The sequence below is a fragment of the Archangium primigenium genome, from assembly GCF_016904885.1.
Classification (GTDB): domain Bacteria; phylum Myxococcota; class Myxococcia; order Myxococcales; family Myxococcaceae; genus Cystobacter; species Cystobacter primigenius.
Genome location: NZ_JADWYI010000001.1, coordinates 3,836,772 through 3,850,401, shown reverse-complemented (window position 1 = coordinate 3,850,401; position 13,630 = coordinate 3,836,772). Strand labels below are relative to the sequence as shown.

Annotated in this window: 8 protein-coding genes; 7 read left to right on the top strand and 1 reads right to left on the bottom strand. The window is 69.8% G+C overall.

All coding sequences use genetic code 11. The annotated features are described in order from the left end of the window. Positions 1–163: 163 nt before the first annotated feature. A complete protein-coding gene (locus I3V78_RS15935) occupies positions 164–1,429 on the top strand; it encodes a PQQ-dependent sugar dehydrogenase (protein ID WP_204488842.1) in 1,266 nt (421 codons plus the stop codon). 34 nt (positions 1,430–1,463) lie between these two features. Here I3V78_RS15935 and I3V78_RS15930 read toward each other — a convergent pair whose 3' ends face one another. Continuing rightward, on the bottom strand, positions 1,464–2,168 hold the full coding sequence (locus tag I3V78_RS15930) for a Coq4 family protein (RefSeq protein ID WP_204488840.1): 705 nt from the start codon (positions 2,166–2,168) through the stop codon (positions 1,464–1,466). A 135-nt stretch (positions 2,169–2,303) separates the two neighbouring features. Here I3V78_RS15930 and I3V78_RS15925 point away from each other — a divergent pair, with 135 nt between their 5' ends. The 6 genes from I3V78_RS15925 (at position 2,304) to I3V78_RS15900 (ending at position 13,594) form a co-directional block, all read left to right on the top strand. Continuing rightward, entirely contained in the window at positions 2,304–2,921 is a 618-nt protein-coding gene (locus I3V78_RS15925) for an O-methyltransferase (RefSeq protein WP_204488838.1), read from the top strand. Positions 2,922–2,968: 47 nt separating this feature from the next. After that, positions 2,969–5,380, top strand: coding sequence for a protein kinase domain-containing protein (locus I3V78_RS15920; protein ID WP_338023608.1), 2,412 nt, complete (start codon positions 2,969–2,971; stop codon positions 5,378–5,380). Positions 5,381–5,515: 135 nt separating this feature from the next. Continuing rightward, on the top strand, positions 5,516–7,420 hold the full coding sequence (locus I3V78_RS15915) for a hypothetical protein (protein WP_204488835.1): 1,905 nt from the start codon (positions 5,516–5,518) through the stop codon (positions 7,418–7,420). 349 nt (positions 7,421–7,769) lie between these two features. Next, entirely contained in the window at positions 7,770–11,081 is a 3,312-nt protein-coding gene (locus I3V78_RS15910; RefSeq protein WP_239576449.1) for a CARDB domain-containing protein, read from the top strand. 68 nt (positions 11,082–11,149) lie between these two features. Further along, positions 11,150–11,725, top strand: coding sequence for a tRNA-uridine aminocarboxypropyltransferase (locus tag I3V78_RS15905; RefSeq protein ID WP_204488830.1), 576 nt, complete (start codon positions 11,150–11,152; stop codon positions 11,723–11,725). Positions 11,726–11,977: 252 nt separating this feature from the next. Continuing rightward, the gene (locus tag I3V78_RS15900; RefSeq protein ID WP_338023606.1) at positions 11,978–13,594 is read left to right on the top strand and encodes a family 43 glycosylhydrolase; all 1,617 of its coding nucleotides are present in this window, start codon (positions 11,978–11,980) and stop codon (positions 13,592–13,594) included. Positions 13,595–13,630: the final 36 nt, after the last annotated feature.

The following is a 13,630-nucleotide window of genomic DNA, read 5'->3' as shown; positions in this document are numbered from 1 at the left end:
CTTCTCCCCGCGGGACATCCGACAGATGGAGGGCCAGCGGTGCACTCGCCGCTTGGTTATTGGTTCAGCAAGGAGCAACCTCCGCCGCTCCCGCCGGGGCGCCGGATCGTCACCGTTCCACCGCTCCGGGCAGGACCTTCACCCCCCCTCTGGAGAGCGTTCCATGCGCACTTTGTCGATGACCCTCGTTCTCGCCGCGCTCGTGTCGGGCTGCAGCGGCAAGACGCCCAACCCGCCGGAGAGCACGCCGCCGGAGAGCACGCCGCCGGCGCCCGAGCAGCCCTTGCCCAGCGGGCCTCCGGTCCAGACGGGCCCGCCCAACGTGCCCGAGTTCCAGCCGGCCTTCCCCCAGCAGACGCGGGCCCCGGAGATCCACACCCAGACGGCCCTGCAGGTCACCGAGATCGCCTCGGGCTTCAGGAACCCCTGGGCCATCGCCTTCCTGCCGGACCAGCGCATGCTGGTGACCGAGAAGCCCACCGGCAAGCTCTACATCGTCACGCCCCAGGGCGCGAAGTCCCCCGCCATCGAGGGCCTGCCCGTCGTGGACGGCCGCAACCAGGGCGGTCTGCTCGACGTGGAAGTGGGCCCCGACTACGCCCAGAGCGGCCTCATCTACTGGACCTACTACGAGCCCCGCGAGGGCGGTAACGGCCTGGCCGTGGCGCGCGCGAAGCTCGTGGACGGGGCCCAGCCGCGCGTGGAGAACCTGCAGGTCATCTTCCGCATGATGCCCACGCTCGAGTCCACGCTGCACGCGGGCGGCCGGCTCGTGTTCACCCCCGACGGCAAGCTCTTCGTCACGCTCGGCGAGCGCTCCATCCTGGAGGGCCGCGTGCAGGCGCGCGACGTGAAGAGCCACTTCGGCAAGGTGGTCCGCATCAACCCGGATGGCTCGGTGCCCCAGGACAACCCCTACCTGAACACCCCGGACGCCAAGCCGGAGATCTGGTCGGTGGGCCACCGCAACATCCTGTCGGCGGCGCTCGACGGCCAGAACCGGCTGTGGACGGTGGAGATGGGCCCCAAGGGCGGTGACGAGCTCAACCGTCCCGAGGCGGGCAAGGACTACGGCTGGCCCACCATCGGCTACGGCGAGGAGTACTCGGGCGCGCCCATCCACGACACCACCCAGGGCGCGGGCATGGAGCAGCCCGTGTACTACTGGGATCCGGTCATCTCCCCCTCGGGCATGACCATCTACAGCGGGACGCTCTTCCCCGAGTGGCGCAACGACGTCTTCATCGGCGGCCTGTCCAGCAAGGCGCTGGTGCGGCTCATGGTGCGCAATGACCTGGTGGTGGGCGAGGAGCGGCTGCTCACGGAGCGCAACGCCCGCATCCGCGAGGTGGTCCAGGGCCCCGAGGGCGCGCTCTACCTGCTCACCGACGACACCAACGGCAAGCTGCTCAAGGTCACGCCGCGCTGAGGCGACGCGGCCCTGGGCGAGCGGATGAACGCCGTCAGTTCATCCGCTCCGCGGGCGCGAGCCACCGCTCGCGCAGCGCCGTCACGGGCTGCTCCCAGAAGTGCTCGAACCAGACGTCCAGGAACAGGCGGGACGCGCGGCCCCGTCGATAGGCGTCGCGCACCCGTCGCAGGTACTCGGACCGCGTGACGCCCGTCTGCGGCGTCTTGAGTTGACCGAGCGTGCCCAACGCCAGGATGAGCCGCGCGGTGTGGATGCCCAGGTTGCCCAGGGCATAGGCCTGCAGCTCCATCTCCCCCACCACGTCCGTGCCGTAGCCCGTCAGCAGGTGCAGCACGTCGTGCGTCTCGCGGTAGCGCTTGCCGATGTAGTCCAGGTCGCTCTTGAGCTCGAGCGTCGTCTGGAAGGGGGAGATCTCGTTGTCGCGGTAGTAGCGCACCAACTCGTGGCCGAGCGTGCCCTCGGGCAGCCGCGCGAGCGCGTCCAGGTCCACATCACCCGCCTCCAGCGAGGGGCGCTCGGACAGCAGGCGGCGCCCGTCCTCGCTGCCCCGCAGGCGCTCGACGAGCGTGGCGTAGACGCCCTGGTCCAGGCAGAGGTTGATCGTCTGGCCGTAGACGGGGTTGCCCTCGTTGCCCTTGATCACCCGCAGGATGCGCGTGGCCAGATGCAGGCGGGTGAGCAGGGAAGCGTTCTCGGGCAGCTTCAGGGTCGCGGGATCGAGCGCGGCGGTGGTCATGGGGCGCCTCCAGGCCTACGAGCGGAACGAACGCCCTACAATTAAGTCGACCGACTGATGAAGTCAACCGACTTAAAAGCCCGCGAGGCCGTGGGCACGCGGTTAACTCCCCAGCCCACGACAGGAGGAGCGACCATGGACGAGAAGATCACGGCGGTGCTCGACGCCTACCACGAGCGCATGCGCGAGGAGGACCGGCGCTGGCACGCGGCCCCCCCGGACGGCTCGCGCGGCTGGCTGGATCAGGTGTTGCTCGCCGTCGGGCCGGAGACGGGCCAATTGATCAACATCCTCGCGCGCAGCCTCCAGGCCCCGCGGATCCTGGAGATCGGCACGTCCTACGGCTACTCGGGCATCTGGCTGGCGGAGGCCGCGCGGGCCAGCGGTGGCCGGCTGACCACGCTGGAGCTCCAGGACTACAAGTCGGCCCATGCGCGCGAGATGGCCACGAAGGCGGGGCTGGCCGAGCACATCGACTTCCAGGTCGGCGACGCGCTCCAGCTCATCGCCGCCCTGCCCTTCACGCTCGACTTCGTGCTGCTCGATCTCTGGAAGGACCTGTACGTGCCGTGCCTCGAGGCCTTCCTTCCGAAGCTCAACCCGGGGGCGATCATCGTCGCCGACAACATGCTCCGGCCCGGTGGCGAGGAAGTGAAGCGCTATGGACGGGCCGTGCGCGCCACGCCCGGGATGACGAGCGTCCTGTTGCCCGTGGGCAGCGGGGTGGAGATCAGCCGGTACGAGCCCACCTGACGCGCACCGTGCGCACCTGGGGCGGGCGCGCTACACTGGCGCCCGCCGTGCCCGACCCCGCTCCGCCCGCCCCCCCCGGCCCCGACATGGATGACCGCACCGTCGTCCGTCCCCTGGCCACTCCCGCCCCCTCCCCCTCCTCCTCGCCCGCGACCCTCTTCGCCGGGCGCTATGCCCTCACGCGCCTGATTGGCCGGGGCGGCATGGGCAGCGTGTACCAGGCCCTGGACACGCTCGTCGGCGACACGGTGGCGCTCAAACAACTGGAGCTCGGCCGCGAGGCCAGCGCGGACGCCCTGGAGCGCTTCCGCCGCGAGGTGCGCCTGGCCCGCCGCATCACCCACCCCCATGTCGCGCGCATGCACGACCTGGGCACCCACGAGGGCCAGGCCTTCCTCACCATGGAGTACGTGGAGGGCGGGGACCTGCGCGAGCTCATCGCCCACCGGGGCGCGATCGCCGCGCCGGATGCCGCGCGCATCGCCCTGGCCGTCAGCGAGGGACTGGCGGCGGCCCACGCCGCGGGGGTCGTGCACCGGGACCTCAAGCCCGCCAACATCCTGCTGGAGGCCGGCGGGCGCGTCGTCCTGACGGACTTCGGCATCGCCCGGGCCCTGGTGGAGGAGCGCGCCGCCCGGACCCAGGGCGCCATCGGCACCCCGCTCTACATGGCGCCCGAGCAGGTGGCGGGCGAGCCGGTGGACGCCCGCGCGGACCTCTACGCCGTGGGCCTGCTCCTGTACGAATTGCTCACCGGCCGGCAGCCCTTCTCCGCGGAGACACCCTGGGCCATCGCCCTGGCCCGCCTGAACCAGGCCCCTCCGGACCTCCGACAGGACACCACCGTGCCCGCGCCCCTCGCGCGGCTCTTGAGCCAATGCCTGGAGCGCCACCCCGCCGCGCGGCCCCAGAGCGCCGACGAGCTGGCGCGCGTCCTGCGCGAGTGGCTCCGAGGCGAGGGGCAGACGACCGCCCCCCAGGCGCTGCCGCCCGCGTCGCGACCCGAGGGCTTCGCCCCCCTGACGCCGCGGCCCACGCTCGGGACCGTGCCCGCCGCGTCCTCGTCCATGGCGGTGCCCCGGGGCATCGCCTTCCTGCCCCTGCGCCACCAGGGTCCCCCGGACACCGCCTGGCTGGCGGACACGCTGACCGAGGCGCTCATCGATCAGCTCTCCCGCACCCGGGGCTTCCGGGTGCTCGGCAGCGGGGTCATGGCGCGCTTTCGCGACACGCGGGACCCCCGCGCCGTGGGGGGTGAGCTGGGCGTGGACTGGGTGGTGGATGGCACCCTGCAGAGCGCGGGCCCCTCGGCGCGCGTCTCGGTCCGGCTGCTGGAGTCCCGCACGGGCGCGCAGCTCTGGAGCGGCCGGTTCGACGGCGCGTCCGAGGGCTTCGCGCTCCAGGATCGCCTGGGGCCCCGCATCGCCGAGGAGCTGCGCTTCGAAGCCGTCCTCGCCGCCTGGCGCGATCGGGTTCCCCCCGATGTGCTGGTGCTCTACCGGCAGGCCAACCAGCACCTGCACCGCGAGCGGCGCTCGGCGAGCGACGGGGCGAGTCCCCTGCTCGTGCGCTGCCTGGAGCTGGCCCCCGCCTTCCTGCCCGCCGTGGCCCTGTACGCCCTGTCCACCGTCCGGGCCTGCTTCTCGAGCCGCGAGGACACCGGCCCGCAGCTGCGCCAGCTCGCGCGCGAGAGCGTCGAGCGGGCGCTGCGGCAGGCGCCCGAGTTCGCCGAGACGCACCTGGCCCGGTCGATGCTCATGGCCCAGGACGGCGACTGGCGCTCGGCGGTCACCCATGTCCGGATGAGCCTGGACATCGCCCCCTTCCATGCCTTGTCCCTGCAGTACCTCGGCAGCATCCAGTGCGAGGCGGGCCACTCGGCCGAGGGCCTCGAGCGCCTGCGCCTCGCCCATGCCCTGGCGCCCGACATGGGCGGCGCGCTCATCGATCTGGCCCGCACGAGCGCCCTGCTCGGCCGCATGGAGGACTACCGGTGGGCGCTCGGGCAGCTCGCCCCGTCCCAATCCCACCGCCCCGTGGTCGACTTCCTGCGCGTGCGGGTCGCCGGGTGGACGGGGGACCTGGCCGAGGCGCGCCGCGCCCGCGAGGAGTTCCGCCTGGGCGATGAGTTCCTGACGCGGCTCGCCCACCTCTACGCCGAGGTGGTGCTCGGAGAACTGGACGCGTCACGGTTCACGGCCGCGGCGCGGGCCGTCCTCTCGACCCACGACAACCCCCGCTTCGTCTCCATGGCCTGCCAGTTCGTCGCGGAGATGGCGTGTCTGGCGGGCGATGCCCCCGCGGCCCTCGGCTACTTCCAGCGGGCCGCGAACACGGCGCTCATCGACCTGGACTGGGTCGAGTTCTGCCCGGTGCTCGGACCCATGCGGGCCCTGCCCGGCTTCATCGAGGGTCGCGCCCTCGTGCGCCGCCGCGTGGAGGCCATTTGGAACAGCTGAGCCCAGGGAAAAAGCCCCCGTGTTGATTCCTGGATACAAGCTTGTCATGATTATCCAGGGGAATCGGAGTTATTAGCCCTTCCAAGGGCTTCACGAATTCGTACGCCGGTCCCCTCCCCGTGAAGGAGCCGTCGTATGACGCAGAAGAAGAATCCCCTGGTGTGGAGCCTGCCTTCGGGACTCGCCCTGTCCCTGGTGGCGGGCATGATGGCCTGTGGTGAAGGCACGGAGCGCCTGCCCCACGAGCCCGAAGCGCCGCGGATGCCCGAAGCGGACCTGCCCACCCTCGTCCAGAGCGCCTATGACGACCTGGCGCGCACCTTCCCCCAGGGCAGCCTCCAGGTCCACGCGCGGGTGCGCACGGAACTGCTCGATCCGCGAGACGCCTGGGACGCGACGGCGAAGTACATCCAGGAGCCCGCCGAGGACGTCTACTTCCGCCCCGAGCGCGATTCGTCGACGGGGGCGCTGTCCGTGGCGCGCATCCCCATGCGGCGCGTCTACTTCGAGTACGCGCGCGGCTCGGCGATGACGGGCTTCGCGCTCGTGGGCATCGAGCTCACGGTGGGCGCCGAGCACTTCACCTACGACGCGATGCTCGTCCGTCAGGACTCGCCGGAGCGCGGCTGCGAGCTCTCGCTGATGGATCCCCTGCTTCCCATGCCGAAGCTGCCCGCGTCGCTGTTCAAGCTGTTCCCCGGGTGCGCGCCGCTCGGCCAGACCTTGAGCCCCGTCCTGAGCGTCCAGGCCCAGGGCACGGACGGGCACGTCCATGACCTCGCCTCCAGCGGGGACGCCCCCACGCAACAGCCCGCCCTGGCGGGGGGCAACTGCCCCTCGTTCCCCGCGGTCGTCTCCTCGTTCGCCTCGGAGTCGGACATCCTGTGCGGCTCGCCAGGCTGCGGCGTGTACTGGACGCACACGGGAAGCGGCTCGGCCCAGGTCGTCTGCGGCGAGAGCAACCGCTCCCGTGAGACGTCACCCGGCTCGGGACTGTTCCGGCGCAAGAAGGACTGCGCGGCGAGCACCCAGTACAGCAACCAGCTCCGCATCTCGGGGCCCACGCAGATGCCCCTGGGGTGCAGCCTGCCCCGGGACTGCAATGCGCGGGATTACGGACAGGACGTGCCCGCCAACATCGCGGCGGTCACGCTCACCGAGGAGGATGCCTTCTGGGGATCCTGGCCCCGGGGTGGACACATCTCGGTGGACATCCGCGCGAGCGCCTTCAAGTACGTCTCGAAGAACAAGCGCGTGGGCTGGTCCTTCAAGGGAAGCTGCGGCGGAAAGTATGACAAACCCAATCACTCCGCCGAGGCGACCGCCAGTCTCGACTGGACCTGGGAGCGCAAGGAGGAGTTCGACCAGCGCGAGATCGCCAACGCGATCTACAGCCAGGCCAGCATCCTGTCCTGCATGCCCCAGGACAGCCAGGAGTGCGTGGACACGTGCAAGCCGGGTGAGTCGCAGTGCGTGGGAGACACCAAGCAGACCTGCCAGCAAACCAACGGCCTTTGCTACACCTTCCAGGACGAGACGAACTGTGCCCTCAATGGCAAGGCCTGCCAGAGCGGAGGCTGCGTCGACAAGCCCGATGCCGGGACCGATGGCGGGACGGGCAATGACGGCGGCCCGGGCACGGATGGTGGCCCCGGCACCGACGGCGGCCCTGGTACGGACGGCGGCCCAGGCACCGACGGGGGTCCGGGCACCGATGGCGGCCCCGGCACCGATGGCGGTCCTGGCACCGACGGCGGTCCTGGCACCGACGGCGGCCTCGACGGAGGGCCGCGCCCGGACGCGGGTCCGATCGACGGAGGCTTCGATGGTGGACTCGACGCGGGCCCGGGCATCGACGGAGGCTGCGGGGGTGATGGCGGCTCCGATGGTGGATGCGGCGACGGCGGCTCGGATGGCGGTCTCGACGGCGGCTCGGATGGCGGACCCGATGCAGGTCCCGACGGAGGCTCGGATGGTGGGCCCGTCGTGAGGGATGCCGGCCTGGAAGTCCAGGACGCATCGGTCATCATCCGGAATTGACATCCAGTTCGCGCGGTCAGGGCCCCGGATCTTCCCGATCCGGGGCCTTTGTCTTTTCCAGGGCAAGGCAAGACAGGCCTCGATGGCTTGACCTGGAGAAACATTCAGCCCTTGTTCAATTCCGCACGACCGTGCGCCCTTATTCTTCATCAGGAACGGAATAACGGGTTTTCCCTTATTGACGGGAAAGGGGATGGGGTGCCAAACCATGGCCGACACGATGTCTCTCATCCAGGCGGGACTCATGATCCATCACGAACAACCCAGGCGCCTCCTTCGTGGCGCCTGCGCGATGCTGCTCTTCACGAGCGCGTGTACCCCAGCGGTCGATACCGCGCCCCCAGGCGCCATGCACACCGAGCGGCGCGCGCTCGCATCCGTGCTCTCCACGGGCAAGTCAGCGTCCGCGAGCAGCAGCAATGCGCCCTACACGCCGAACAACCTCACCGACGGCAACGCCAGTTCCTATTGGGAGTCGGCCAACGGAGCCTTTCCGCAGTGGGCCCAGGTCGATCTGGGCACGGCCGCGCTCGTCGAGGACATCGTCCTGCGACTGCCCTCTGGCTGGGGCACGCGGCAACAGACGCTGACGGTCCAGTCCTCCACCGACGGCGCGGCCTTCACCACGCTCAAGGCGAGCGCGGTCTACACGTTCGATCCGTCCACTGGCAACGCCGTGACGATCGACGTGCCGGACACGTCCGCGCGCTACGTGCGTGTCACCCTCACCGCCAACACCGGCTGGGGGGCGGGCCAGTTGTCCGAGTTCGAGGTGCGCGGCACCGCCAGCCCCCCGCCCACCGAGCCGCCGACGACTCCGCCCTCGGGGACGAACCTCGCCCAGGGCAAGCCCATCGTGGGCTCGTCGACGGAATGGCAGTACGTGGCCGCCAACGCCAATGACGGCCGCACGGACACCTACTGGGAGGGCGCGGGCGGTCAGTACCCGAGCCACCTGACGGTCTCGCTCGGCGCGAGCGTGGACCTCTCGGGCGTGGTCGTGAAGGTGTCGCCCGCCTCCGATTGGGCGACCCGGACCCAGACCTTCGAGGTCCAGGGCCGCGGGGCGTCCGGGAGCTCCTGGGCCACGCTCAAGGCCTCCGCCGCGTACACCTTCAACCCGGCGACCGGTAACACCGTCACCGTGCCGCTGAGCGCCACCGCCGCCGAGGTCCGCCTCGTCTTCACGGCCAACACCGGCTCGAGCAACGGGCAGGTCGCCGAGTTCCAGGTCTACGGCGCCCCCACGGCCAACCCCGACCTCACCGTCACCGCCGTTACCTCGACCCCGAGCGCGCCGGTCGAGACCGATGCCATCACCCTGTCCGCCACGGTGAAGAACATCGGCACCCGGTCCTCGGCGACCACCTCGGTGGACCTCACCCTGGACGGCGTCGCGGTCGCCTCGGCCTCCGTGTCCGGGCTCGCGGCGGGTGCGACCACGACCGTGTCGGCGTCGATCGGCAAGCGGGGCGCGGGCGCCTACACGCTGGGCGCCGTCGTCGATCCCCAGAACACCGTGGTGGAGCAGAGCGAGGGCAACAACGCGTACAGCAACCCCACCCGCCTCACCGTGTCCGAGGCGCCCGGGCCCGACCTCCAGGTGCTGAGCATCAGCCCGACGCCCGCGAACCCCGCCGTGGGCGCCGCGGTCAAGTTCAGCGTGGCGGTGAAGAACCGCGGCAGCACGGCGGTCACCGCGGCCACGGTCACGCGCGTCGTGGTGGGCGGGAGCACGCTCGACACCTCCACGGCCGCCATCGCCGCCGGAGCCACCCTCACCGTGACCACCAGCGGGAGCTGGACCGCCACGAGTGGCGGCGCCACCGTCACCGCCACCGCGGACGCGACCAACGTCGTCGCCGAGACCAACGAGACCAACAACACGTTCTCGCAGGCGATCGTCGTCGGCCGTGGCGCGGCCGTGCCCTGGGTCTCCTACGAGGCCGAGGCCGGCCGCTACCAGGGCACCCTCTTGGAGACGGATGCCCTGCGCACCTTCGGGCACACCAACTTCGCCACCGAGTCCTCGGGCCGCAAGGCGGTGCGGCTCAACAGCACGGGCCAGTACGTCGAGTTCACCGCGCTCCAGCCGGCCAACGCCATCGTCGTGCGCAACGCCATCCCCGACGCGCCGGGCGGCGGCGGGCAGGAGGCCACGATCAGCCTGTATGCCAATGGCACCTTCGTGCGGAAGCTCACGCTCTCCTCGCGCCACAGCTGGCTGTACGGCAACACCGACGGCCCGGAGGCGCTGACCAACACGCCCCAGACCGATGCCCGGCGGCTGTTCGACGAGGCCCAGGCGCTGCTCACGCAGACCTACCCGGCGGGCACCGTCTTCCGGCTGCAGCGCGATGCGAACGACACGGCCGCCTTCTACATCATCGACCTCATCGACCTCGAGCAGGTGGCACCCCCCACGAGCAAGCCCGCCGAGTGCACCTCGATCACGAACTACGGCGCGGTGCCCAATGACGGCCTGGATGACACGGACGCCCTCCAGCGCGCGGTGATGGACGACCAGAACGGCGTGATCGCCTGTGTGTGGATTCCGGCGGGCCAGTGGCGGCAGGAGAAGAAGATCCTCACCCCGGATCCGCTCCACCGCGGCATGTTCAACCAGGTGGGCATCCGCGATGTCTCCATCCGGGGCGCGGGCATGTGGCACTCCCAGCTCTACTCCACCCTCCAGCCGCACCTGCAGACGGCCAGCATCAACCACCCGCACGAGGGCAACTTCGGCTTCGACATCGACGACAACGTGCAGATCTCCGACATCGCCATCTTCGGCTCCGGCCGGATCCGGGGCGGTGACGGCAATGCCGAGGGCGGCGTGGCGCTCAATGGCCGGTTCGGCAAGAACTCGAAGATCACCAACGTGTGGATCGAGCACGCCAACGTGGCCGTCTGGGTGGGCCGTGACTACGACAACATCCCCGAGCTGTGGAACCCGGCGGATGGCCTGCAATTCAGTGGCATGCGCATCCGCGACACCTACGCGGACGGCATCAACTTCAGCAATGGCACGCGCAACTCGCGGGTGTTCAACTCGTCCTTCCGCACCACCGGCGACGATGCCCTGGCCGTCTGGGCCAATCCGTACGTGAAGGACCGGACCGTGGACATCGCCCACGACAACCACTTCATCAACAACACCGTTCAGCTGCCCTGGCGCGCCAACGGCATCGCCATCTACGGCGGCTATGGCAACACGATCCAGAACAACCTCGTCTACGACACGATGAACTACCCCGGCATCATGCTGGCCACGGATCATGATCCGCTGCCCTTCTCGGGCACGACGCTCATCGCCAACAACGGGCTCTACCGGACCGGAGGCGCCTTCTGGAACGAGGACCAGGAGTTCGGGGCCATCACGCTGTTCCCGTCGACCCGGGACATCGTCGGCGTCACCATCCGCGACACCGACATCGATGACTCGACCTACGACGGCATCCAGTTCAAGAACGGGGGCGGCAACATGCCCAACGTGGTGATCAGCAACGTGCGCATCAGCAACTCGCGCAACGGCGCCGGCATCCTGGCCATGAGCGGGGCCCGCGGCAACGCGACCCTGACGAACGTCACCCTCACCAACTCCGCCGACGGGCACATCACCAAGGAGCCGGGCTCGACGTTCGTCATCACCGGCAACTAGCCCCACCCGCTTGGCGGTCATGCCTTGGGACTTCTCTTCCCAGGGCCACCGGACGAGGATGCGGGAAGATGTCTTCCCGCGTCACGCCCCCGCCCCGTTGTCCCCGCTGCAACCTGCCCCAGCAGCTCTGCCTGTGCGCCGAGCTGCCCCGGGTGGAGACACGGACCCGGATCCTCCTGGTGCAGCACCTCATGGAGATCGGGAAGAAGAGCAACACCGGGCGCCTGGCCGTGCAGGCCCTGGTGAACGCCCGGCTGCTCACCCATGGCTCGCCCCATGAGCCGCTGGACAGCGCCGTGCTGCGCGAGCCCGGCACCTGGTTGCTCTACCCGGATGGCACCCCGCCGCCCCCCGACACGCCGCCGCCCCGGCAGTTGGTCGTCCTGGATGGCAGCTGGTCCCAGGCCCGGAAGATGACCCAGCGCATCCCCGAGCTGCGCGCGCTGCCCCGGCTGACCTTGCCGCCGCTCGCCCCTGGAACGCTCCGGCTGAGAGATCCCTCGCACCCCACCGGCATGTCCACCCTGGACGCCATCGCCCAAGCGGTGGCGCTGCTCGAGGGGCCCGAGGTGGCCGCGCCCCTGGAACGGCTGGCCGCGCTGCGCGTGCGGCGGATCGCCGAGTGCGGCACGCTGATGGGCTGAGTGGCGTTACCTCCAGGACGAAGCATCAATCCAGGAATAAACCGCATTTCACTTGAAGGGTTCTGGGGGGCGGCGCAGGATGGGCGCATGAACCCCCCATTCCATCTGGGAAGACTGGCATTGGCCCCCCTGCTGTTGAGCGCCACGGTTCACTGTGGTGAGGGAACGGCCGCCCCCGCGAGCACGGCCGAGGGCATGGCGGTCGCGCCCTTGGCGTCCGCATGTACGCCCGGCTCCGCCGGAAATCCCTTCGTGAGCGGTTGGTACGCGGACCCGGACATCAAGATCTACAATGGCGTGTATTGGGTCTACCCGACCTACTCCGCCCCGTACAACTCGCAGACCTACCTGGATGCCTTCTCGTCCACGGATCTCGTCCGTTGGACGAAGCACTCACGGGTGCTCGACAAGGCGAACATCTCCTGGGCCACCCGGGCCATCTGGGCCCCCTCGCCCATCTTCCGCAACAACACCTACTACCTCTACTTCGGCGCCAACGACATCCAGAATGACAGCCAGATGGGGGGCATCGGCGTCTCCAAATCCAACCACCCGGCCGGCCCCTACGTCGATGCGATCGGCCGCCCGCTGATCGCCAAGTTCATCAATGGCGCACAGCCCATCGATCAGAACATCTTCATCGACGATGACGGTCAGGCCTATCTGTATTACGGCGGCTGGGGTCACTGTAACGTCGTCAAGGTCAACAGTGACATGATCAGCCTGGACACCTCGTCCTTCAAGGAGATCACCCCCTCCGGCTACGTCGAGGGCGCGCTGATGTTCAAGCGCAAGGGCAAATACTATCTGATGTGGTCCGAGGGCGGCTGGACCGGCCCGGACTACCGCGTGTCCTACTCCATCGCCAACTCGCCCCTGGGACCCTTCCCCAAGCTGGGCACCATCCTCAGCCAGAACGCCACCCTCGCCACCGGCTCGGGCCACAACTCGGTGGTCAACGTGCCGGGCACGGATGACTGGTACATCGTCTACCACCGGCGACCGCTCGGGGCCACGGATGGCAACCACCGCGAGCTGTCCCTCGATCGCATGTCTTTCAATGCCGATGGGACCATCAAACCCGTGGAGATGACCACCCAGGACAACTTCTGTGATGGCAATGCCCTGGGCTGGAGCACCTACGGCGGCGCGTGGAGCGTGACCAGCGAGAGGTACGCCACCACCCAGCAGCCCGACGCCAAGGCCCTGCTGAACACGAACTTCTCCGCGCTGGCCTTCGAGGCCGACGTCACTCCCGGCGCGTCCGGTGACGCGGGCCTGATGTTCCGCGTGAGCAGCCCGGGCTCGGGTTTGGACGCCTACAAGGGGTACTACGCCGGCCTCGCCGCCGGCAGCGACCGGGTGGTGCTCGGCCGCGCCAACGGCGGCACCTGGACCGAGCTCGCCAGCGCGCCCGTGGCGATCGACGCGAACGTCACCTACAACCTCAAGGTCGTGGCCAGCGGCTCGCGCCTCTCGGTGTACCTCAACCGCTCGGCCACCCCCCTCGTCACGGCCACCGACGCCACCTATGCCTCGGGCGCCCTCGGCCTGCGCGCCCACGACAGCGCCGCCGCGTTCGACAACGTGAACGTCACCCAGCCGCCCGGCGCCACCTTCTACGCGGACGGCAACTACGGCGGGCTCGGTATCTCCCTGCAGCCAGGCGGCTATACGCTCGCCCAGCTCAACGCCGCGGGCATCCCCAACGACTGGATGAGCTCGCTGCGCGTCCCCACGGGCTGGACGGTCCAGGTCTTCGACGACAACGACTTCGCCGGGACGATGTGGACCTTCACCTCGGACACGCCCCTGGTCCCCTCCGCGGCCAACGACAAGATGTCGTCGGTGCGGATCCTCGCCCCGTAGGCCGCTGGGGCCCGGCGCGGCTCCCGGTTAGCATGG